The following is a 23699-nucleotide window of genomic DNA, read 5'->3' on the forward strand; positions in this document are numbered from 1 at the left end:
ATTTTATGCGCTTTTATTCTTATTAATGGCAGCATAGACTGGTGAACGATAACCCAGAGGCTTAAAGAGAGTGGTGTTGGAGTGGTAATGATATCGACACAAGTATTGGCGATCTGAGAACGATTTTTACCTACAAGATATTGGCAGGAATCATCAACCCCGACCAAGATTAGGTGAACCCCAAAGCAGCTGGCTGCTTTGGGGTTTTTTATTTTAGTATCGTATTAATAGTAGGCGCGTAAGTACTTAGCAGCGTATCTTTGTAATTTACGCTCGCTGCTGGTTTCGGCCAGTTTTTCTATGGTTGGACGGTACTTTTCTTCGCCGCTGCTGGCCAAGGCTTTTGCCATAAAGGCGTAGGCCTGAATCGCCAATTTGTCATGCTTTAGTAGCCGAGTATCCTGTAACTCGCTATCGAGTGTTTTCAGCACTTGGTCGGTATACACGCCGCGGTTTATCACTCGTTTAGCAGCGTCTAACTTGAGCTGCAATTCATCACTTCTTAGGGCGTTACTGAGCACATTGCTACGTTGATTGTACTTGTCATCATAGTGGCTTTTATCTGCCAGAATGGGTGCCCAAACTTGGTATTTTTCGAGGTTTTTTAATGATTTTTTCGCGTATTTTTGTAGTTTACTATGATAATCACCATTGATGATTTCATTATAAGTGGCCACATACTTCTCATCACCAGAATAGGCTAAGCCTTTAATTAACCATGCACTGTAATCTATGCTGTGGCGATCAATGGCTAGTGGTAGTGAAGCTTGCAGCTTATTGTTGAGCGTCTCGTAAACTTGGGGGTCATTCAGACCTGCCATCACTAGTGAAGCAATAGCATCTTTTTGTTTGTCGACATTATCGCCTTGAAATATTTCAATGTACTGCGCTTCAGTTAGCGGCTTAGCAAGGGCCGCGCCGCTGGCCAGAGACAGGGTTAAACACACAGCTAAAGAGAGATTTTTCATTAGATATCCTATCTAGTTTCATTTCCATTTTTTAAAAATCAGTGACGTGTTAATGCCACCAAAGGCAAAGTTGTTACTCATGACATAGTCAGTGTCTATGTGGCGAATGTCATCGCGAATATAATCGAGTTTGGCACACTCACTGTCGACTTGCTGCAGATTCAAAGTCGGTGCAAACCAGCCAGCGTTCATCATCTCTACACTCACCCAGGCTTCGAGTGCGCCGCAAGCGCCGAGGGTATGACCGGTATAACTTTTTAGCGACGAGATTGGCATCTGGTCGCCAAAGACCGCCTGAGTCGCGTGGCTTTCAGCAATATCACCGCGATCAGTGGCGGTACCGTGCGCATTAACATAGCCGACTTGTTGTGGGCTAATGGCCGCGTCGGTTATTGCCTGACGTATAGCTATTTCCATGGTTTCCGCATGTGGCTGGGTGACATGTAAGCCATCGGAGTTGGTACCAAAGCCGACGATCTCAGCAAATATATGTGCACCGCGCGCTTGTGCATGGCTTAACTCTTCCAGTACTAAAGTGCAGGCACCTTCACCGATAACTAAACCGTCGCGGTCAGTATCGAATGGTCTGGGGGTTGAGGCGGGCGTATCGTTGCGGGTACTGGTGGCAAACAAGGTATCAAATACCACAGCTTCAGTGGCACACAACTCTTCACCGCCGCCAGCTAGCATTAATGTTTGTTGGCCGTATTTAATGGCTTCATAGGCGTAGCCAATACCTTGGCTACCCGAGGTGCAGGCACTGCTGGTGGTGTGCACTCGACCTTTAATACCAAAATACACCCCCACATTAACGGCGGTGGTGTGTGCCATCATGCGAATATAGCTGGTGGCGGTTACGCCTGACATATCGCCATCTTTCAGCATATCGCCAAAAGCGGTGATGGGGTCGGTACTGCCGGTAGATGAGCCATAGGCAATCCCCATAGCGCCAGAGCTCACCACCGGATCGTTCAGTAATCCAGCACTGATTAGCGCTTGTTCAGATGCATAGGTTGCCATCAATGAGACTCGCCCCATGGAGCGCACTTTCTTACGGGAATAATGGGCTGGCTTTTCAAAGTCGGTGACTGGGGCTGCTAAACGAGTATTTAGGCCATCATACTTGTGCCATTCATCCATATGGACAACGGCATTGTGCTGATTCTTCAGCGAGGCTGCGATCGTTGGCCAATCGTGGCCTAGGCTAGATACGCCGCCAAATCCGGTAATCACCACACGTTTATGCGAGCTGGACATTAGATCATACCGCCGTTTACTGAAATAACCTGACGGGTGATGTAACCGGCATCATCAGACATTAAAAAGTTAGCTAAACTGGCAATCTCTGCCGGTTGTCCCATGCGGCGCATAGGAACTAGGTCTTTCACCATGTCTTTAGGAATATCGCTAACCATGTCAGTTTCAATCAGTCCTGGTGCGATACAATTGACGGTGATTTTACGTTTAGCGAGCTCTAAACTGAGCGCCTTAGTCGCGCCAATAATGCCCGCTTTTGAAGCGCTATAATTGACCTGACCTCGATTACCTGCAATGCCAGAAACAGAAGCCATGGTAATAATTCTGCCGCCTTGGCGGGTTTGTACCATGGGCATCACCGTTGGGTGAATCACATTGTAAAAGCCATCTAAATTAGTGTGCACCACGCTGTCCCATTGTGACTCGCTCATCGCAGGAAAAGCGGTATCAGCATTGATGCCGGCATTAAGCACCACGCCGTAATAAGCGCCATGTGCCGCGATATCATCTTCAATCGCTTGTTTCACTGCGGCGCGATTAGCGATATCAAATTGCAGTAAGCTGACTTGCGCTCCTAGTGCTTCAAGCTCTGCTTGCGTGGCTGCTGCGGCCTGCTGATTGCTGTGAAAGTGCAGTGCGATATCAAAGCCAGATTCGGCTAACTTAACCGCGATGGCTTTGCCAATTCCTCGGCTTGAGCCAGTTACTAATACTCGTTTTTTCATGGTCTATTTACTGTTCCCTGTTACTCAAATATCCGTTTTATTGGACACTTTGAGAAATGTAAGCTTGGGCGTCCTGTGGTTGAAACACATTGACGTTGGCGCTAGCGACAACTTGGTCTTGATGCAAGATTTGACAGTCAAATACGGCCAGCCCGGTATCTTCTTGGTATAAGCGAGTGACGCGAGTATGGTAGCGCTCCCCCAGCTTAAAGCCCTGAGTATTCATTTCAAGTTTACGGCTGCCAAGCAAAAAGCCGATACAGATGGGTAGATTGTTGGCTTTGGCTTCTACCCCAGCTAACGCCGCAATGGTTTGCGCCATATATTCAATGCCAACATAATTAGGCACCAGCTGTTGTGTGGGGTCAAAGTAGGCGCTTTGTTCACTAATGACAGTTTCAGACAATAGATTGTCATCGCAATACGCCAGTATGCGGCTGATTAAAATCATAGGGTCACGGTGGGGCAGATAGTCTGCCACATTTTGCCCTGCCAGCTCGTTATCAATGTCTGCGGTGGTTAAAGGAATACTCATTGTGTACCTCGGGCAAATATCACGCTGGCATTGCTGCCGCCAAAGGCAAAGGAGTTACTCATCACATAGCGCAAACGCGCCGCTGGTGCTGTGGTTACCATAGTAAGCTGTGGATTACTGCTGTCTTGGCTGCCATCGCCCACCTGCGGAGGCAAACGTTGTTGGCCATTGAAATCGCTCAGTAGTAAATACGCAAAAGCGGCTTCAATGGCGCCAGCGGCACCTAAGGTATGACCCGTCAGTGGCTTAGTTGAGCTACACGGGGGTAAGTTATCGGCAAATACTGCCGCAATCGCACGGCTCTCCATGGCATCGTTTTTAGGCGTGGCTGTGCCATGAAGATTCACATAATCAATATCTTGAGCTGTTAAATTGGCTTGTTGTAACGCGTCTGTCATTGCAGCAATAGCTCCGCGGCCCTCTGGGTGGGGGGCAGAAATATGGTGTGCATCGCTTGATTCACCCACGGCCAGTAATTGCACCGCCGCTCGACCCAGTGTCACGGTAAACAATGCTGCGCCTTCACCTATGTTGATGCCATCTCTTTGCTCATTGAAAGGCAGGCAGTGGCCACTGGCAATCGATTCTAATGAGTCAAAGCCGTTGAGGGTAAGCTTACATAAGCTATCTGCTCCACCAACAATCACCATGTCACACAGGCCAGCAAGCAATAAACCTCGGGCACTGGCGAACACTTTTGCACTAGAGGAACAGGCGGTTGAGACAGTGTAGCAAGGACCGCTGAGGGCAAAATAGTGACTGACAAACTCGCTGCTATTGCCTAGCTCCTGTTTTTGATACCGGTAATCTGTTGGCAGGCTGTCATGTTGGTCCAGATAGGCCAGGGCTTGCTCGCCGCGATTAATGCCTGAAGTACTGGTGCCGATCACCACCGCCACTCGGTCTGCGCCATATTGTTGTTTCGCTGCGTCGACTTGCGGCGCAATTTGCAGCATGGCACTGAGCAGTAGTTGGTTATTGCGGCAGTCATATTGATTAAACTCGGCGGGTAATGTGGGCAGCGTAGCGCTGACCTCGCCGACCAATACCGATTTATTGGGGATCAAATCATCGCGCCATACCATGCCTTGGGTATCGCCGTTGATCAGATTGTCGAGCACAGCTTGCGGCGTTTGCCCTAAGGGAGTGCATAAGCCTAAGCTTGAAATTGCTATGTCGGTCATGGTGTTAATCTTTACTTCTATTTATCTGTCGCGCCTACAGTGGCGTCACTGTCATGTTAAATTGCGCATCGGCAATCATCAGCTGCACCTGAGCTTGGCTTAGGTCGCTACTATTGTACTTAATCTCAATCGCAGCAACAGCGCTGTCGTTAGCATATAATCTTCTGACTGGGCCTGCAGTATCTTGGCTCGAAACCAGATGCCCTTGTTGTAAATGCTGATTGACATCATTGATAGGCCAATAGATCAGCTGCAACATCGCCAATAAATACTCTGCTTTAAACTCGCTGCCAAGTAACCGATTTTGTTGACTATTAATCTGCTGACCATCATAGGTTACGGTAAACAGCGCATTGCCCAGTGGCGCTAATCCCACTAAGGTCGCCAACTTGGCGTTGATCTCTAGTTGGGCCAATAACTGGTGTGACTGACCTTTGACATCTAAGTTTACCTGCAACGTACGATTGTCTGAGCTGACGGCAGCACTGAGCGGCGCTAAACAGTAATCGACGCCGCTTGCCAGCGGCATACAGGTTTGACGCACCTTGGTGGTGGTGCAGCCACTCAATATGATGCAAGCTAGCAGTAAAAAAGCAATCCAGTTTAGGCGCGGCATAGTTCTACCACGAGTTTGAGCCGACGCTCAGAATCTGCCACAAACGGGTTGCTTTCATCCCAGGCGTAACCAGCCAAGATAGAACAGATCATCTGTTTAATTTTTGGGTCGGCATCAGGATAAAAAATCACATCTTGAAAGCGACCGTCATACCAAGCTTCAACATAGGTTCTAAAGGTGTCGACACCGACCATTAATGGCTGGGCATATTGTTGCTGCCAATCAACTTTTTCACCATCGAGTTGTTTTAGCAGGCATTGGCTGGCCAGTGCCGCAGATTGCATTGCGATAGTGACGCCAGAAGAAAATACCGGATCTAAAAACTCACCGGCATTGCCCAGTAGCGCAAATTTGTCGCTAGCTAAGGTTTTTACGTTAGCCGAATAACCTTGTAGCAATGCGCATTCTCGTACAAATTTGGCCTTGCTGAGTAACTGCTTAAGTCTCGGTTCTTCATTGATAAAGCGTTGTAATATGGGTTGTAAGTCGCCATTGAGGTCGCCTAACAAATGCGGCTCGCCCACCACGCCAACAGAACAGCGGCCGTTGCTAAATGGAATTAGCCAATACCAGATGTCTTTGTTTTCTGGATGGACACTAATTAGAATCTTATCTCGGTCAAATTCAAACTCGGGATCAGATAAGGTATCGATATTGTCTTCAATATGGGTGAACACTGCGCTGCGAGTCGGTAGGCTTGATGGAATTTCTAAATCTAACAATCGCGGTAACACGCGGCCAAATCCACTGGCATCAAGAATATACTTGGCTTGAATTTGATAAGGCTGACCGTGTTCATCGACCACATCAAGCAGAGGAGCGCCTTGCAAATCGATTTGCTCAACACTGTGGCCATAACGAATATTTACCCCTTGTTCGGCAGCGGTATCGGCCAGCAGTTTATCAAAACTGCCGCGCTCAACCTGAAAAGTGGTGCCGTGGCCGACGGAAAATTTGTCGGTAAAATCAAATTCGGTGTAGCGACCCTGCGAGTTAAATGCCGCGCCATTTTTAAACTGGAACCCCGCCTGGTTAACCGCCTCAATTAGGTTTGCTTGCTCTAGTACGTTCATGCAGCAAGGCAGTAAGCTTTCACCAATAGAGAAACGCGGAAAGTGCTGTTTCTCTATGACAATGACCTGTTTACCTTGTTGATGCAGCAAACTTGCAGCCACACTGCCAGAAGGGCCAGCACCAATAATTGCCACATCGAAATGCTGCGGGGATCGACTTGGGACTTGCTGTGCAGACTGCATTACTTCAAATTCCTTGCAAAGGTATGGGGGAGGGGGGACAGCATGAAGGTTAATGCAATCCCCAATAATAAGGTCAAGCCAAACGCATGTATTGCCGGAGTTTGGCTAAAGGCCAATAAACCAAACGCCAGCATGGTTGAGCACGCGGACATTGCCACGGCCATCATCACACTGTTTTGGTGCTTAGATTCGGCAAAGAACAATGCGTAGTCGACGCCGATGCCAAACACTAAAATAAGCGCTAAGGCATGAAACAGACTTAGCGCGATGCCAGCTAGCGCCAGTATACTGAGACAAATCACAATCGCCAATAGCGGCACAGCCACCACCAATAGGCCTTTTCGTAGGCCAAATCGCCAGCAAAAAATAATCGCAGCGACCGCAAGTGCAATGGCCAATAAGCTTAAGGTGAGCTGGCGATAATGCCCCATGACGCTGGAGATATCAGCGACTTTATCAACCACGATTGCCCGGTCGATTTGCGCGACACTGTCACTGACGGCATTGAGATCTGTAATCCCACCGAGCAGCACAATAGCGCCGTATTGATTGGGGTGCGCGGGGCTAGGTGCTAGCCACAGTGGTGCGAGAAGTTGCCCCATAGGTGTTGTCATGAAGGCTTCGGGTTCGATGTATTTATGTTTCGCTAAGGCAAATTGCTGCTGTAGTGGCTCAGCAAGATCGGCGCTCATCCCCAGCTGTGCCAAGACTTGGGGCAACTGAGAGTACAGGGCTTGTTGTGCTTGATAATTACGGTCTTGCTGAACATGGGGCGGAATAAACTGCGCTAAGCTGACATGATTGCCAATCCAACCTTGATGTTGCGCGTCATTTAACACCGAATCTAGCTCAGCTAAACGGGTCAACAGCTGTTGCTTGTCGTTAGCGGCAACCAATACAAATTGGTTATCGGTGCCTCCGCTTAGCAGCTGCCTGACTTGATTCTCAGCGGCCATCACTTGAGGCTCGGCCGATTGCAATGCCCGAATATCATCATTGCTGCGCAGCTGGCTTAATGACATACCACAGGCGATGACCACCAGTAATAGCAGCAAGCGTCGTTGGCTTGCTGATAAGCGCTGGCAATGTTGCTCAATATACGCCAGATAAGCGCTGGCGCGATTTAGTGGTGCACTGCGATTAGGTAATGCGCCGCCCGCAAGCGATGGATAGGCCAGTAGCAAGGTTAAATAGGCGCCAATTAACCCAGCGCCGCAGAAACTTGCGACCTGCTGCATACCTGGAAACGGGGTAAAGCCAATGGCCACATAGGCTAAAACAGTGGTGAGTAGCGCCAAAGAAATGGCCGGGAAAATCGCCTTAATGGCTTGGGCAGCATCGTGGTTGCTTTGGTTAAGGCGTTCGCAATAGAAATGAAAACAGTAGTCGATTGCCACGCCAATTAAGCTGGTGCCAAAAACTAAGGTGAGCAGGTGCACTTCGCCAAATAACAGCAAGGTGGTGACAAAGGCAAATACAAAACTGCTGGCCAAGGTTAGGCTGGCCACGATTAACGGCACTACAGAGCGAAAAGCCAAGTACACCAAAGCGATCACGCCAATCAACGAGGCTAGCCCTAATGTCGATATTTCAGTTTTTGCTTGCGCGGTGGCATGGGCTGCATGAAACAGTGTGCCAGCTCCCACCACATTGATGGACTCATCAAGTTGGGCTTTAGCATAATCAATACTGGCCAGCTGCAGCGCCTGAGCTTGCGGGTTAAAGGCGCTGCCCTGACCCTTAGCGTTCACCATCGCCGCCACCTGGCCGGTTGGCATATCGGTGAGCAATATGCCGGCTTGTAGCTGTAACTTGCTTGTTGGCGCCAACGCCATCAGATTATCAGGGTAGAGTAGTAAAGGGTCTTGGCTTAGTAGGGCACTGCTGGCGACCCCAAATGCGCTGTACAGCTGTTGTTGAGCTTGGGTTACCCAAGCGTTGACCCCCTGTTGTTGATAATCAGCAAGTTGGGTGTCTGTCAGTAGTTTAAAACGATGCTGAAAGTAAAACTCATTGAGTGCAGTAGCATTATCAAAGTCGGCGCTTTTTATCTCGCTAAAGCCGGACTGAGTTGCTAATGCATCCATAAAGCGATGGGCGGCATCGACGGCCTGTGGTGCATTGCTGGCTGTTAGCGCAAAGTAAACTCTATTTTCTAGTTGCGACTCGACCCGCTCAATGGCAGCTTGGGTCAAGGGTTGTTCGTCCACTTGCGGCAACATCGCCAAAATATCACTCTGGATGCGTGCCCCTTGTTGCCATTGCCACGAGCCTGCCAGTACCAGTAGCAACAACAAGCCAGCAAAAAGTCCCAAGCGGTGCCTAGGGTGCCAGTGGTATTGCGTTAAAGAACGGCTGGGCTTATTCATTGCTGCGGGCTTGCTGCCTCAGTTTGTCGGTTTTGTGGAGCAAATATGGCAATTTGCTGCTCCGTCAACGGGGCATAGCTGATCTGCTTGAAGCTAATTTCACTGCGGTCGCCATTATCGCTAAGCAGCTGCAGTTGGCGAACTTGGCTATCACCACTGATGATGATTTTAGGCAATACTGCGCTGAGTTCAGCAGATTGGCTCAGTAAGCCGATTTGCCACTGCTGCGGCTGCTGAATAAAGCCGATTTGAAAGCTTTGTTCAAGCTGGTGGATATCGCCACTGAGTATGGCTTGCAGTAGTTGCGGCATTAACTTGGCAATCTCGGCCGCGGGTCCTTGGGCCTGCATTGATTGGCGTTTTCCTTGGCTATCAATTTGCGTGACTTGTTCGCCGCTTAATATTAAGGCGCTATAAAAAGGGCGCTGTTGTTGCCACGCTAAGCCGAGGTCAGCGTCGAAAGTAAATTCGCCTTCACTGAGCAGTGGTTTAGTCAAAACGGCTAAGTGGCGCGCTTGACTGAACTGGCCATTGGCCTGTGGGCCTTGGTTAAGCTGCTTGGTTAGTTGCAGCAAGGCGTCGCGATCTGCCGGGCGATTAAACAGCGCTGGGTCTGGCTCACTGGCATAGCTGTTGGGAACCAAACTAAATAACAAAACCAACAGTAAGCCGATGATTGGGCGCATCGCGATAGGGATCATAGCTATTGCTCCACATCCACAAGGTGGGCAATTTTGTCACGAAACACCTGCGGGGTGACAAAGCATAATTCTTGGGTCGCCATATCGACGGCAGCCTGTATCGTATAGCCCTTGGTGAGGCGCTTGTTAGTGGCCGCATCTCGCACTTGGTAATTAATCTTAATGCGATTTTCCCATTCGACCATTTCAGCGTAAATCCGTACTTGCTGGTCAAACGTGCTGGATTGTACGTATTTGATCTGCACATCAACAATGGGCCAGCCATAGCCAGAATCTTGCATAGCGCGATAGCCGTAGTCGATCATATCGAGCAACTGGCATCGAACTATTTCAAAATAGCGCAGGTAATTACCGTGCCAAGTGATACCCATCGAGTCCACATCGTGGAACGGAATGGTCAAGGTCATCTCGGTGGATAAAATAGCTTTCATTGGCTGATCCTTGCATTAACGCGTGGTGCAAATAGCATTAGTGACACACTTCCCACTGGCCGAGCTGAATTTTCTCAACCGTTTGGCGCAGTAGCGCTTCTAACGGCCGGTCTTCAACTAAGGGTTCAAAGTCAGCTCGCACCTGCGACAGTGTTTTTAACAATGAAGGGGTTAACGATGACTGACACAACTCTTGCTGTTCTATTCGTAAATTGATGCCTTGAGTCATTGCCAGTAGCGCGGCTGCGGCGGTTTGCTCTGTTAGCTGTAATACCCGTAAACAATCGCGCGCGGCAATAGTGCCCATGCTGACTTTATCTTGGTTGTGACACTCAGTTGAGCGTGAAAATACACTGGCTGGCATGGTGTTTTTCAGTGCTTCTGCGGTCCAGGCAGATACCCCAATTTGTACCGCTTTAAAGCCGTGGTTAATTGCCTGACGTCGACCTTTAGCTGCCGACAAGTTAGCTGGCAGACCGTTATTAAATTTAGGGTCCATGACCAAGGCCATTTGTCGGTCGATTAAATCAGCAATATTGGCAATGGCATTTTTCATCGAATCCATGACAAATGCGATGTGACCACCATAGAAATGACCGCCGTGTAAAATGTGCTCGCCTTCACCATCGACGATGGGGTTGTCGTTGGCGCTGTTTAATTCGGTTTCAATGAACTGGCGCATAAATGGCAGTGCATCCTGCAATACGCCAATAATGTGCGGCGCGCAGCGAATCGAGTAACGGTCTTGCAGGCGGTCGGAGTTGCGAGGGTGCTCATGATGATTGAGATCTTGCTGGATCCACGCCGCAATCTGGTTTTGTCCTGGATGCGGTTTCGCGGCAAACAGAATGTCATCAAAATGGTTGGAATTCCCTTTTAGTGTCAGTGAGGCCATGGCGGTAATGCGCGCACTGAGTCTGGCAAGATACTGGGCGCGGTCATAAGCTAAACACGCCAAGGCTGTCATCACGGCAGTGCCATTCATCAGTGCCAAGCCCTCTTTAGGGCGTAAGGTCAGCGGCGTAATGCCTAGTTGCTGATAGACCACACTAGTGGCTTGACGTTGGCCCTGGTAAAAGACCTCTCGCTCGCCCACTAACACACCGGCTAAATAGGACAACGGCGTTAAATCACCACTGGCCCCCACAGACCCCTCTTCGGGGGTAACCGGGGTGATATTTAAATTAAGTAACGTTTCGATGCGCTTAAGTAGCGCGTAGCTGACCCCTGACTTACCAAGTGCTAATGAGTTTAATCGGCATGCCATCACCGCACGAGCTTGCTCAATACTTAATACATCGCCTAAGCCGCAACCATGAAAACGACTCAGATGAAGTGGCAATTCATGGACCAAATCTAACCCAACCGTAACTGTGCACGAATCGCCGTAACCCGTGGTAACACCATATACCACGCCTTCTTCATCAAGCAGACTGTCGATGAAATGCGCGCCTTTTTCAATGTAATCTTGATAGGCTTGGCTGGTGTGGAGTTGCGCGTTAGCACCTTTGGCAACAGCGACAACATCTTCGAGCGTAAGCGCGACTTGACCAAACTTAACCGTTTGCTCTGCTGTGTGAGAAGGGTGAGTGTGTGACATTAATTTTCGGTCCTATTGTGCTGACTTTCACTGCGATTTTGTGACGTGCTAGTGCCTGTGTCGCGCAGGGTTTGGTGATCTTTCTGCCAAAAGTCAAAGAAGTTAAACCATTGCATTGGTGCAAGGCCCACATAATGCTCAAGGCGTTCGCTATATTGTGCGACCGCGGCATCGAGGCGAGCAGCTCGACCCGCACGCGGGCCTTTTAGTGATGCGGTAAACGGCTCAACATAAACTCGATAATGATCTTGTTGGCGCAAACAAAACATCATATAAACCGGGCAATCTAATAAGCCCGATAGAATAAAGGGTCCTTGAGGGAAAGGCGCATCATGGCCCATAAATGGGCTATAGACTACCCGTCCCATACTGCTTGAAGAAGTGCGATCACCGGCAATTACGACTAACTCTCCCTGCTCAACTTTCTGTTGCAACAGCATGGAAGTGCTGGGGCCAAGTTCGGTAACTTGGATCAGGTTAAGTGCGCTATCAGGATTAAGTTGTTTGAGAACCCGGTTAAAGTTCTCGGCATGCTCAGTCATCACCAACACATTGACTTTTACTTTGCGTTGGTTGATGGAAATCGCGCGGCACAGTTCCAAATTACCTAAGTGTGATACCAGCAACACCGCGCCTTGGCCGCTTGCTAGTTGGTCAGCCAGCTGTTGACGATCGGGAAAGTCGACTTGGGATAATTTGATGCGGTCACACCAAGCATCGATACGAACTATAGCGGCATTACCAAAGCTTAAGAAATGCTTGAGGCTGTGTTGCCAGCCTATTTTGCCTTGCAGATCGGCATGCTCTGGATGGCGCGCTTGGGCATATTGTAAAAACTTTAACGATGCTTCGCGTGCAGGCCGCCCCGTTAAGAAGAAATAACAGATAACAGGATACATAATGGCGCGGCAAAGCCAGTGGCCACCAATGCGATAACTGTTGGCCAGTAGCTTAATGCCCCAATAGCTGCCGCGTTCTTTGAGGTTTGACCAATGCTGAGGCTGACGTTGGCGAGCAAGCAACTTTGGCAGGTGTTTTAGCATGCCGAAAAATAACCGCGTATGCATCCACGAGATACGCACGTTGTCTTTTAGTCCCTGAAAATGACTGATGCCACCTTCCGGATAAATGACTTTAGTGGGCACGTGCACCACTTGTACGCCACGCCAATACAGCTTGACTAATACTTCGATATCAAAGTCCATGCGCTCGCCCAAACTGTCTTGTAAAAACAGGGCTTCTGTGGCGGCGAGCGGGTAGATGCGAAATCCACACATGGAATCTTTAATTTGCAAACTTAAGGTTTCAACCCACACCCAAAAATGGGTAATAAAGCGGCCGTAATAACGTCCTTTGGGGATAGAGTCATCGTATTGAGGTAAACCCGATATCACTGCCTGTGGTGATTGTGTTGCCGCGGCAATCATCTGTTCAATATCATCAAGGTTATGTTGGCCATCGGCATCGACCTGCAATGCATGGCTATAGCCGTCGCGGTAAGCTGCACGCAGTCCGGTGGTCACCGCGGCCCCTTTGCCTCGATTGTAGGGGTGCTGGATTAAACGCACCCAATCAAAGCGACTGGCTAACTGCTCAAGTAGATAGCGAGTTTGCTCATTACTGCCATCGTCGACCAAATAACATTGGAGTCCATAGGGCGCTAAAGCCACTAAAGTTTGCTCAATGGCGTAGTGGTGATTGTAGTTAGGGATCACTAACGCGAGTTTCATTGAGCCACCTCTTGCTCAATGGCCTTATCAACAAATGCGATACGCCCTGAGCCGTAACGCTTGTCGCCATCATAGTAAGTGAATACTAACTTTTGCTTATTCGCTTTGTGGCTAATGCGTAAAGTGACTTCGGTACCGGGCAACATCAATTGCTGAAACTTCAGTACTTCTAAGCTCGCCACATCAATAGCATAGCCAAAATGTTTAGCACCTAACTGAATCGCCCAATCAAGTTGGGTCACTCCCGGCAATACCGGCTGTTGAGGGAAATGGCCCTCAAAGAAAGGCAGTTCGGCATTGATGGCTAAGCGCCAATGTGCCTCGTCATTATCAGCTGAGTGGCTAATGATCGGCGGTAAAACAGACTTAATCATGGTTAAACAGCTCAACTAATTCTGTGTGGATACGCTTACCTTGAGTATTGAACGGTAGCGCATCGGGGTAGCGCCAACGTTTTGGTAGGGTGACGCGTTCAAATTGGGTTAGCAACTGGGCTTTCAAGCTGTTGTTCAGTGCCAGCTTTCCTTGCGCTTGCAGCTGTTGTTGCCCTTGCTGACTAAGAATGATGACCCCACCTAAACCCGCTCTTGGCTGGGATAGCATCACCAAGGCGGCATCGTCGACTAACGGGTGGCTACGCAATAAAGCTTCCATTTGCTCCAGCGACACCCGTTTCTCTTCAATTTTCACGACTCTGTCGAGGCGACCTTGCAATACAAACTGCTGTGCAGATAGCAGCGCAATCTTGTCATCGCATTTAAGCCAATCATCATGACCTAAATAGGGGGACTGTAACCACAAGGCACCATCGGTTTCGTCACGTTTTATCTGGTGGCTACTAAAGCATTGCCAAGCTTGCTCGCTTTGCTGTTGCTGACGATAGCCAATGCCACCGGTTTCGGTGCTGCCGTATATTTCTATGGGCAGTTTACCGTAGCAGTGGGCGACCTTTGAGGCGGCTTCAAATGAGAGCGGTCCGCCAGAGCTAAAAATGACCCCAGGGCTGCGTAGTTGCACTTCATTATCAAGTGCGTCGGGTAAACGCGATAGCTGCGCAGGGCTGCTGACTAAACACAGGTTAGGAAACAGGTTGGTGTAGTAGGTTAAGGTCTCAGGGTATTCAACTAGCTCGCTTAAAAATGGATATCCCGCCGCGAGTGGCCAGAGGATTTTAAACAGCAGTCCATAAATATGCTGATGTGACACGGTGGCAATCACGCTACTTTGCGCCACTTGTTTTGAGAAGGTTTGCGCTAACATGCTTACTTCAGCATCAAGCTGAGCCAGCTGTTTAATTATCGCCTTGGGTTCGCCACTACTACCCGATGTGTACAGTTGCAGCTCGCCCCACTGACTTAATGCCGGCCAAGGTTGACCATTGTTAGGGTAATCTTTTTTCAGCAAAATTAGGCGTTTGCCTTCACATAGTGGCTGGTCGGAGAGCACGCCATCAAATTGATGTGTCATGGCGCTGAGGGTGCCACTTTGGGTGTTATTTGGCATCACAATTTGCTTGCCAGCTAGCAATGCTGCACATAGGCCTGCAGCAAAGAGCGCACTGTCATCACTGGCCAGCAACCAGCGTGTTGCCTGTGATTGAGACAGCTGAGTATGAATATGTGCCACTTGATTGGTAAATAGGGCACCCGTAACAATATCGTGATGATTAAAGCTGATGAGCTGTTGGCTTGAAGGCCCTCTAATGAGCCAAGATGTAAGTAACTCAGTCATGTTTTTTCAACCAAAATGTTCGATACAGCCATTCACCTGCAAACATGGCTCCAATGAGTAAGTAAGCAATCAGACCGTTATACCAAGTCCACACTGCTAGCGTTGCATAACTTGCTGTGTACCACGCCATTGCACCATTAAAAATAAACAAACCGCACCATAACTTGGTCACTGTTCGCAGATAGGTAATCGCAGTTGCGGGTAAATCTGGCTCTTTTAAGCGTGCCAAACGCTCTATCATGCTAGGGCCGTGTTTCAGCGAATAACCAAATAGCGCTAACATGCTGACATTAATCACCACCGGATAGTACAGCAGCCACTGTTGCTCTTTGGCGATAAAGCTGGCCGCGGTTAAACCTATGCCAACAATAATGGGCGCCATCATGGCTTTAACTTGCTGACGTTGCAGTGCCAATCGCAATACCAAGGCGATACACAACATTAAAGCTACGGTGCCTGGTGGCAACCACTGCAGGCCAAAAAACACCGCCAGCGGGTAACCGACAATGAGCGCACCAGTGACAATCTGCAGTAACAGCCGCATTAGCTGTGAATTAGCCCTTCAATGGCAGTGACCACATCATCAACGGTACGCACCGCTTTAAACTCGTCAGGTTGTATTTTTTTACCTGTCATCTGCTGCAACTTGATCACCAGATCCACCGCATCAATACTGTCTAAATCCAGCTCTTGGTAAAGTGATGCTTGTAAGGTGATATCGTCCGCATCAATTTCAAAATCATCCACCAAAATCTCTGTGAGTTTCGCGAGGATCTCTTCACGATTTTGCATATGTCCTCCTACGCTCTTTGTGACTCGATAAAGCTGGCTAAGCTAGCAACGCTGTAAAAGTGTGCCTTAGTGGCGTCAGAATTTGCTTCAATCTTTACATCGAACTGTTTCTTAATTGCCAGACCAAGCTCGAGCGCGTCAATGGAATCTAGGCCTAAGCCTTCACCGAAAAGCGCTTCTTCAGTGTTAATATCATCGATGCTGATGTCTTCTAAGTCTAAGCAATCAATGATTAACTGTTTTATTTCGTTATGTAAGCTCATAAGTTCTTATCTAGTTGTTGTATGTAATAGTGTTCAAGATCGCGGGTGAGTGTCCGCGCCATTTTGGCTTGTCCTTGATTATCGGCATCATAACCGATATGGGCAAATTTTGTCCCTACCTCTACGCGCATACCAATTGTTTGCCTTGGTATCTGATACCAAGCTTGTTGCTTGGTCAGCCCAATCGCATTGGTGCGTAGCACGACTGGGGTAATGTCAGTATGAGTACGCAGTGCAATATTGGCTGCGCCGCGGGCGAAAGGGTTAATAATACTGCCCTTAAGTGTGCGTGTCCCCTCAGGGAAAATAATCAGATTAGTGCCAGTATCCAATACTTGTTGGCAATCTTGTAATAGCAGCTCGGCACCACGGTTGGGGATATAACCTGCACTGGCCAATACACCGCGCATAAATGGATTGCGCCACAACCCCTGTTTTACAATGCAGCCGACATTGGGCATCAAGCTGATTAACACCACAACATCAATTAATGTTGGGTGATTCGCGATAATGACTTGGCCGCTTGCTTGGTTTAATTTTGCTGCGTTGTTGGGGTACAGTTTCAAAACGCCCGCCCAAGTCAGCATCGATACAAAGCAACGAAACATGCCACTGACAACCGCCCGTACTCGGCGAATCCGCTGTTGTCGCGTCCCAGGCCAAAAGCGCAGCACAGGTAATAAGGTTATTGAGCTAAGCAATCCCCCCAAGCCAAATACAATGTAACAACCAACGCCGCCAAGCCACCGTGGAACATATCGAATTCCCTGTAGCCTTGGCGCCATGTGCATTTCAGTCATGGATTAATACACCACTGATAGCCTTGAAATTGCCCCGTTAAGCTATGACCTGTGGCAATAGCATGAATAATGGCACCGTAACTTAAAGGTTCGCCCTGAGTATTGCGCGTATTGACGGTCAATTGCCCCAGCTCACCTTGGCCTGATGGAGTTAATAACAAGGCCATGGCTATCGGCAACTCGGATTCATTGACAAAATTGGCGTAAATATCGGGCACTGGCTCATCACCGAAAGCCAGCAACAAAGGTTCGGGTTGCTGTGCTAACTGACAATAGGCTTCAATGAGCGCTTGTAACAGACTTTGCTGACATGCGGCTATTGAGGTTGAAGGCGCTTGGTTGTCGGTCAATATGGTGTACAAGCCACTGGCGGTGTTATGCACCGATTGGCTAAAACCGATGGGCGAAATAGGTTCATCCTTAATGATGTCTTTAAGTAGCCCTAAAGTGCGGTGTAGCTCGCCGTGACGGGAGGCAAAAATAGAGCGGCATTGCGCTGGCGCTTGGCATTGAAAGGCGACCTCGAGCAACATTTTACTGAGGCGACTGAAACGTCGGCGCTGCATCGCAGGTACCTGAGCTAATTTAGGCTTAGCCTCTGGGTCTAGTTCAGATATAGGAGATTGCGGCCAATCTAACCAATGTGACAAAGTCTGATATTCGGGAGACCACGCTCCGATAGACTGGATGCCTAATGATAACTGCACTGCTTTGCCTCTGCTGTCGCAAAATTGCTGGGGTTGTCCTTAACATAGCGCTGGCTATAGATACGTATGTGGCACAGATGTGGTCTAGTTAACCAAAATGTTTCCGCCTTGTCGGCTATTCTATACCAAAGTAGGGGATATGCTGAATAGGTTTTGTGTGTAGAGATGTATATTTTGGTGGTAAATAAGTAGCCCGCAATGAATGCGGGCTACTGCTATTGGAGGTGTTTACTGCAGTTGCTGTTTGATTTTTCTCAGCGCGGCCTTCACTTTACGGCTGTTATCTGGCCCCATACGTATCATGAGCTTTTGCGCATTGGGCAGTGCTTCAGGTTTCGGATCCATAAACTGGTAATTAACACTGACACCATCAAGTTCAATCGGCTGCTCAATAATCGGTGCGGCCAACATCACGTCAATCGCTTCAACCATACGGTCATCAAAGGCCATATCGCCATAGCCTAACTCTGCAAACGCTTCGCCTAGCAATGGTGTCATCTGTTGATAAGCACTCGCGAGTTGCTCTTGATTCATACCCGCTAAGAAATCGGCATATAGATCATATCTGTGGTAACTGTCTGGGTTGAGATAGGTTTTATTGGTGATCTCCGATACGGTAAAGATACGGTTTGGCGCTTGCAGCGGACTGACTTTGCGCGCTAACTCACCTTGGGCCAAGTTATCGACAAATACTACAAAGTGACGTACCAAATCTTTTTCAACCAGTAAGGGTTCAATCTTCATACCATCGGCTACTTCAGCCGTTTTTTGATGGACAAATTCATCACTGTCATTCAGGTTGGGTAGGGGTTCCTCTGCAGGCTCTACCACCTCAGGTAAGGTCAACGGCACCGGTTCTATCACTTCAGGTTCGACAATCTCTGGCTCTGGCAGCGGGGCGACCGTTGGCAGTGGTTCTTCAGGGACGATTTCTGGCAGTTGCACCGGTGTTGGTTCAACTGGCTCAGCTGATTTGTCATCGCTGCTGACAAGGTAATAAACACCGCCAATGATAATCAGCAAAATCACCACAGCAGCGATAACCAGCGAGTTGGTGCTGCGGCGTTGCTCGGGGGCTGTGATCCTATCTTCTTGACTTACCTGCATTGATTATCCTTGAAAGGCTTATGCCTGAACGTTGTGTGTACTGTTGTTATTCTGCAAAATTAGCAGAACTTGTCTATAGCCGTTGGCTCAAATAAAGAATATTTAATCATTAAGCACGACAAAGCCAACTTAAATGTCGGTTAATTTGTATCGCGCCGAAGTGTCATCACTGGCTAGCGCATCCTTGTTATCAGTGTAGGTGCTCTGCGCTGAACAATGCTTGAATATGGTGACATTCATTGTCTTTAAGCTTGCACAAATTGCTCCCGCTGCCCTAACCAGCGGTTGATGAGTGCATCCACACTTTGCGGTGCTTGCTGCATCACGTGTTGCGCTAGTTTCTGCACGTGCGGGATCAGTGTTTGGTCTCGCACTAAGTCAGCTATTTTCATATCAGCGATGCCCGTTTGTTTCGTCCCCAGTACTTCACCTGGGCCGCGAATTTCCAAATCCTTTTGGGCGATAACAAAGCCATCGTTGCTTTGGCGCAATACGCCTAATCTTTGGGTGGCAGTGGCAGATAACGGCGCTTTATACATCAGCACACAATGGCTATCGATACTGCCACGGCCGACACGGCCGCGTAGCTGATGCAACTGGGCAAGTCCCAGTCGCTCGGGGTTTTCAATGATCATTAAGCTTGCATTGGGCACATCAACCCCCACTTCAATGACCGTTGTCGCGACCAATAAATGCAGTTTGCCCACTTTAAAATCTGCCATGATTTGCTGCTTTTCAGCGGGTTTCATTCGTCCATGTACTAAGCCAATATTGAGCTCAGGCAGACTCAATTTAAGCTCTTCTGCGGTATCTTCTGCCGCTTGGCATTCAAGCACTTCAGACTCTTCAATCAAGGTACATACCCAATAAGCCTGACGACCATTGTCGATGGCAGCGGCACGGACTCGGTTGATCACATCATTGCGGCGCAAATCTGACATCGCCACCGTGGTAACCGGCGTACGCCCAGGTGGGAGCTCATCAATGACCGAGGTATCTAAATCGGCATAGGCGGTCATGGCCAAGGTCCGTGGTATCGGCGTTGCCGTCATGATCAATTGATGCGGATGAAACCCTTGATTAATGCCTTTTTCTCGCAGCCCTAGGCGTTGGTGCACCCCAAAGCGGTGCTGCTCATCAATAATAATTAATGCGAGCTTGTTGAACTCAACTTGCTCTTGAAATATCGCATGGGTGCCGACGACGATATGGGCATCACCGGATTTAATGTCAGCTAGCGACTGAGTTCTGGCTTTGCCTTTGAGCTTACCGGCTAACCAGCCTACTTTTAATCCTAACGGTTCAAACCAGGCACTAAAATTATTAGCATGCTGCTCGGCCAATAGCTCTGTTGGAGCCATCAGTGCCACTTGATAACCACTTTCTATGGCTTGCAGCGCTGCCAAAGCGGCCACTAAGGTTTTACCGGAACCAACATCACCTTGCACTAAGCGCATCATTGGGTGTGGCTTAGCTAAATCGTCACCAATTTCTGCCACTACCCGTTGTTGGGCACCGGTGGGTTTAAATGGCAGATCACGTAAAAAGGGGTTGAGTAGTTGGCCACTGGCAGCCATGGGGATTGCCGCATCATGGTTCACTCTTTGTCTGAGTTTTAACATGCTGAGGTTGTGCGCCAATAGCTCTTCTTGGATCAGCCGTTGCTGGGCAGGATGGTGACCTTGTTCTAGTTCAAACTGGGCAACATCAGCAGGTGGACGGTGTAATATCTGCAAAGATTGCCGCAAGGATAAATTGCCTGGCTGTAAGCTATCAGGCAGCAGCTCTTGCAAGCCGCCGTCTTCAAGCATAGCTAAGGCTTGTTCGGTGAGCTTTATCCAGCTGGCTTGTTTTAGGCCTTCGGTAGTCGGATAAATGGGGGTCAGTGTGTCGCTAAGGTTAAGATCGTCCCCTGGCTGAATCACTTTATATTCGGGATGAATGATCTCAGCATGATGCTTACCGCGGCGTATTTCACCATAGGCGCGGATAGTGGCGCCATTTTCTAAGCCGTTGCGTTGTGCCAACGAAAAATTAAAAAAGCGTAACGTGATCACACCGGTGTCGTCGCGTACTGTGCACGTTAGCATGCGTTTGCGACCTTGGATTATCTGGCTAGATTGAATGACTGCTTCAATGGTGCCGTAATGGCCGGGGTGTAAACTGGCGATAGGGTAGATTTGGGTGCGATCTTCATAGCGCAGTGGCAAATGGAATAGCAAATCTTGCACTGTTTTAATGCCGAGCTTATTTAAGCGTTCAGCCATTCGCTTGGCTACGCCTTTTAGCTCAGTAACAGCAATAAGATCGAGTCTTCTCACTTACGATACCCATTTGATAGTTTAGCTGTTTTAACGGCTAAAACCTGCTAACACTGTAAATATATACATATATTATCAGAGATATCAGTTTACGCAATCTTCAATGAATTAATCATCTTATGCTGACTGGTATTACAGCCACCCCTTCTGTTTGGCAATACGTGCCGCATCAATACGGTTACTGGCATGCAGTTTTGAGATGGCTTCTGATAAGTAGTTACGTACTGTACCTTCGGCGATAAACAGCTGCCCAGCAATTTCTGCGGTTGATTTGCCTTCGCTGGCTAAGCGCAGTGCCTTACGCTCTTTGTCATTGAGCGGATCTTGCTCGCCCATTGCGCTGATAGCCAGTTCGGGGTCGATAACCCGTTTGCCTTGCATGACTTGTTCAATGGCTTTAATCAAAGATTCCGATGGCGCATCTTTAAGTAAAAAACCGCCAACGCCTAAATCTATCGCCCGCTTAATGTAGCCGGCGCGGCCAAACGTGGTTAGCACCACCACTTTGGTCGTGGGGGCGTGTTGTTGGCACCACTGCGCTAACTCAATGCCACTGCGACCAGGCATCTCTATGTCGGTCAACAGCAGATCAAAGCTATGTTGCTGCAAAGCCGCAACGGCCTCGTCGCCATCGCAAGCTTGGGTAATGTCGTAGTCGGTTTCTAAACTCAGCAGTGCCGCGAGTGCACCCCTTACCATGGCCTGATCTTCGGCTAATAGAATGCGCATGCTTAATGGGCTCCTGCTATGGGTAAATAAAGACTAAATTGGCAATGGGGTTGACTGCGATACTGTAAGCTACCGCCCAGTTTATTTAAGCGTTCGCGGATGCCTTTAATGCCATTGCCTTCGGTAATGTCTACGCTGTCGCCGTCATCTTCAATGCAAATACAATGTTGGCTTTCGTCTTGGCTAAACTGCAATTGGCAGTGGCTAGCATTGCTGTGGCGCACAATGTTGTTACACAGTTCGGTGACCGACAAGATGACCTGGGTTTCAACCTCTGCCTCAAGTTGCGGGATATCGCCGACTAGGCTGACGGATAAACCTTTATCACGTAGGGTTTGGCACAAATTAGCGACGCTGGCTTGCAGGCCTTGGTGTTTATAACCTGACACCGTTTCACGCACCTGCGATAAGCTTTCTCGCGCAATACCATTGAGCTCTTGCAGCTGAGTTTGTGCCTGAGCAATGTTGCCTTTGGCCAGTAGCTTTTCTGCTAACTCGGCTTTGAGTGAAATCGACGATAAACTGTGGCCCATAATGTCGTGCAAATCTCGGGCGATACGCTCGCGCTCTAACATAGTGGCGAGCTGACTGATCTCATCTTGGCTTTGCTGTTGTTTGCATTTGGCCTCGATTCTTTTACGCTCGGCCACCCCAAATAAACCAATACCTGCCACTAAACCGGTACCGTAGATGGCAAAATAGTGACTGATTTCTAAAAAATAACTGAGGGCAAACAGACTGGCAGCTAAAGCAATAAATGCCTGCAATGCGCGGTTTAATGGATAGAAAAAACCAATAAAAAAACCAGCAAAGGTGAATAGCGATAATGAACCGGTATTGATTGGCGTGGTGGCAATCCCCAGAGCGATCATCACTAAAATGGGTTTGTACGCGTGGTGCTTATTGCTGCGATAAGCCCAAAAGTAGGCATACACAAACGGAATGAGTGCCAATAATGCCAGGGTGATTTGCCACACTGGCTTGTCTCCAAAAAACAGCGGAATAAGGTAAAAAGTCAGGTTAACTAAATATACCCAAGCTAATTTATCTTCTTGTTGTGAGATTTTGTTTATCATTTGTCCATTCCATTTGACGGGACACATGGCCCGCAAGCGGGCCAGTTTGACTAATTGAGCCGTTAGTTTTTAACGCTTAATGACTGGTTTTGCTGTAGCAGGAAGTTAGCCCAGCCGTAATCTGAATCTACGTTGATAGCATTTTGCCAATCAGCAATTGCGCCAGCACTATCGCCTAACTCCTGCTTAGCTAAGCCGCGCCAAGTGTATGCTTCTGCATGACCCCAACAGATGTTATCGCAGGGTTCAGCAAACAATTCAATAGCTTTGCTGCTTAGGTCGATACTGTTTTGTTTGCTACCGCCATAGGCTGCGGGGGTGTTAAATGCGTTCATGGCTTTCACTAACAACAGTCTTGGGTTATTGGGCGTCAGTTGCTTAGCTTGCTCCAGTGCTTGGTATATTTTACCGCCGTAAGTCGCACCTGTTTGTGGATCTAAACCTATTTGCATGCCATAGGTTGCGGCGAGCAAAATTAACACTTCACTGTTGTCTTGATTACTATTAAGCGATTCCAGTGTTTGTTGGGCTGCATCAATGGCCGCTTTAGCGGTGCTGCGGTCACCCATAACATTGGCACTGATGGCTAAGCGATAGTTGGCATAGGCTTGCTGGTAACCCTGTGACTCACTGGCCATGGTTTGCAGTTGATCAACTGCCATATGATTCACGGCGTTGTCAATGTCGCTAATTTCTACTGCGTGAAGTTGGCTGCTTAGTGCGAGTGATGCTAATAAAGTGAGTGTTTTCATGTTGCTCTCCTAGATAGGTGTTGTCCTTAAATTCAGGATCAGTATCTAA

24 protein-coding genes are annotated in these 23699 nt (G+C 48.6%); all 24 read right to left on the bottom strand.

Annotation, left to right across the window (positions count from 1 at the left end; genetic code table 11):
* Positions 1-224: 224 nt before the first annotated feature.
* Positions 225-968 (bottom strand): hypothetical protein, encoded by a 744-nt coding sequence (locus L865_RS0111895; protein WP_028773444.1) that lies wholly within the window; start codon positions 966-968, stop codon positions 225-227.
* An 18-nt stretch (positions 969-986) separates the two neighbouring features.
* The gene (locus L865_RS0111900) at positions 987-2225 is read right to left on the bottom strand and encodes a beta-ketoacyl-ACP synthase (RefSeq protein ID WP_028773445.1); all 1239 of its coding nucleotides are present in this window, start codon (positions 2223-2225) and stop codon (positions 987-989) included.
* Positions 2225-2950 carry a 3-ketoacyl-ACP reductase FabG2 gene (locus L865_RS0111905; RefSeq protein ID WP_028773446.1) on the bottom strand — a complete coding sequence of 242 codons (726 nt, stop codon included), beginning with the start codon at positions 2948-2950 and terminating at the stop codon, positions 2225-2227. Before L865_RS0111905 ends, L865_RS0111900 begins: the two co-directional genes overlap by 1 nt.
* A gap of 37 nt (positions 2951-2987) precedes the next feature.
* Complete coding sequence (locus L865_RS0111910) at positions 2988-3485, bottom strand: hotdog family protein (RefSeq protein WP_051484577.1); 498 nt, start codon at positions 3483-3485, stop codon at positions 2988-2990.
* Positions 3482-4669: a beta-ketoacyl-[acyl-carrier-protein] synthase family protein gene (locus L865_RS0111915; RefSeq protein ID WP_028773448.1), complete on the bottom strand. Its 1188-nt coding sequence runs from the start codon at positions 4667-4669 to the stop codon at positions 3482-3484. The genes L865_RS0111910 and L865_RS0111915 overlap by 4 nt, the downstream gene beginning before the upstream one ends.
* A gap of 34 nt (positions 4670-4703) precedes the next feature.
* Positions 4704-5285, bottom strand: coding sequence for a DUF3261 domain-containing protein (locus L865_RS0111920; protein ID WP_028773449.1), 582 nt, complete (start codon positions 5283-5285; stop codon positions 4704-4706).
* Positions 5273-6541 (bottom strand): NAD(P)/FAD-dependent oxidoreductase, encoded by a 1269-nt coding sequence (locus tag L865_RS0111925; protein ID WP_028773450.1) that lies wholly within the window; start codon positions 6539-6541, stop codon positions 5273-5275. Before L865_RS0111925 ends, L865_RS0111920 begins: the two co-directional genes overlap by 13 nt.
* Positions 6541-8910, bottom strand: a complete 2370-nt coding sequence (locus L865_RS0111930; RefSeq protein ID WP_028773451.1) for an MMPL family transporter — start codon at positions 8908-8910, stop codon at positions 6541-6543. The genes L865_RS0111925 and L865_RS0111930 overlap by 1 nt, the downstream gene beginning before the upstream one ends.
* Complete coding sequence (locus L865_RS23650) at positions 8907-9611, bottom strand: outer membrane lipoprotein carrier protein LolA (RefSeq protein ID WP_051484578.1); 705 nt, start codon at positions 9609-9611, stop codon at positions 8907-8909. Before L865_RS23650 ends, L865_RS0111930 begins: the two co-directional genes overlap by 4 nt.
* Before the next feature lie 2 nt (positions 9612-9613).
* Positions 9614-10042 (bottom strand): acyl-CoA thioesterase, encoded by a 429-nt coding sequence (locus L865_RS0111940; RefSeq protein WP_028773452.1) that lies wholly within the window; start codon positions 10040-10042, stop codon positions 9614-9616.
* Positions 10043-10079: 37 nt separating this feature from the next.
* Entirely contained in the window at positions 10080-11642 is a 1563-nt protein-coding gene (locus L865_RS0111945; RefSeq protein WP_028773453.1) for an HAL/PAL/TAL family ammonia-lyase, read from the bottom strand.
* Positions 11642-13372, bottom strand: coding sequence for a glycosyltransferase family 2 protein (locus L865_RS0111950; RefSeq protein WP_028773454.1), 1731 nt, complete (start codon positions 13370-13372; stop codon positions 11642-11644). Before L865_RS0111950 ends, L865_RS0111945 begins: the two co-directional genes overlap by 1 nt.
* Complete coding sequence (locus L865_RS0111955) at positions 13369-13746, bottom strand: 3-hydroxyacyl-ACP dehydratase FabZ family protein (RefSeq protein ID WP_028773455.1); 378 nt, start codon at positions 13744-13746, stop codon at positions 13369-13371. The genes L865_RS0111950 and L865_RS0111955 overlap by 4 nt, the downstream gene beginning before the upstream one ends.
* Positions 13739-15103 (bottom strand): AMP-binding protein, encoded by a 1365-nt coding sequence (locus tag L865_RS0111960; RefSeq protein WP_028773456.1) that lies wholly within the window; start codon positions 15101-15103, stop codon positions 13739-13741. Before L865_RS0111960 ends, L865_RS0111955 begins: the two co-directional genes overlap by 8 nt.
* Positions 15096-15647, bottom strand: coding sequence for a COG4648 family protein (locus L865_RS0111965; protein WP_028773457.1), 552 nt, complete (start codon positions 15645-15647; stop codon positions 15096-15098). The genes L865_RS0111960 and L865_RS0111965 overlap by 8 nt, the downstream gene beginning before the upstream one ends.
* Positions 15647-15895, bottom strand: a complete 249-nt coding sequence (locus L865_RS0111970; RefSeq protein ID WP_028773458.1) for an acyl carrier protein — start codon at positions 15893-15895, stop codon at positions 15647-15649. The genes L865_RS0111965 and L865_RS0111970 overlap by 1 nt, the downstream gene beginning before the upstream one ends.
* An 8-nt stretch (positions 15896-15903) precedes the next feature.
* Entirely contained in the window at positions 15904-16158 is a 255-nt protein-coding gene (locus L865_RS0111975) for a phosphopantetheine-binding protein (RefSeq protein ID WP_028773459.1), read from the bottom strand.
* Positions 16155-16958, bottom strand: coding sequence for a lysophospholipid acyltransferase family protein (locus L865_RS0111980; protein ID WP_028773460.1), 804 nt, complete (start codon positions 16956-16958; stop codon positions 16155-16157). The genes L865_RS0111975 and L865_RS0111980 overlap by 4 nt, the downstream gene beginning before the upstream one ends.
* Positions 16955-17665 carry a beta-ketoacyl synthase chain length factor gene (locus tag L865_RS0111985; RefSeq protein WP_028773461.1) on the bottom strand — a complete coding sequence of 237 codons (711 nt, stop codon included), beginning with the start codon at positions 17663-17665 and terminating at the stop codon, positions 16955-16957. Before L865_RS0111985 ends, L865_RS0111980 begins: the two co-directional genes overlap by 4 nt.
* A 228-nt stretch (positions 17666-17893) precedes the next feature.
* Positions 17894-18772, bottom strand: coding sequence for a DUF3014 domain-containing protein (locus L865_RS0111990; protein WP_028773462.1), 879 nt, complete (start codon positions 18770-18772; stop codon positions 17894-17896).
* Between the two features lie 245 nt (positions 18773-19017).
* Positions 19018-21093: an ATP-dependent DNA helicase RecG gene (gene recG, locus L865_RS0111995; protein ID WP_028773463.1), complete on the bottom strand. Its 2076-nt coding sequence runs from the start codon at positions 21091-21093 to the stop codon at positions 19018-19020.
* 132 nt (positions 21094-21225) lie between these two features.
* On the bottom strand, positions 21226-21822 hold the full coding sequence (locus L865_RS0112000; protein WP_028773464.1) for a response regulator transcription factor: 597 nt from the start codon (positions 21820-21822) through the stop codon (positions 21226-21228).
* Between the two features lie 2 nt (positions 21823-21824).
* Positions 21825-22898 (bottom strand): sensor histidine kinase, encoded by a 1074-nt coding sequence (locus tag L865_RS0112005; RefSeq protein WP_028773465.1) that lies wholly within the window; start codon positions 22896-22898, stop codon positions 21825-21827.
* Between the two features lie 62 nt (positions 22899-22960).
* Entirely contained in the window at positions 22961-23650 is a 690-nt protein-coding gene (locus L865_RS0112010) for a tetratricopeptide repeat protein (RefSeq protein WP_028773466.1), read from the bottom strand.
* Positions 23651-23699 lie beyond the last annotated feature (49 nt).

The sequence above is a fragment of the Shewanella waksmanii ATCC BAA-643 genome (assembly GCF_000518805.1).
GTDB lineage: Bacteria > Pseudomonadota > Gammaproteobacteria > Enterobacterales > Shewanellaceae > Shewanella > Shewanella waksmanii.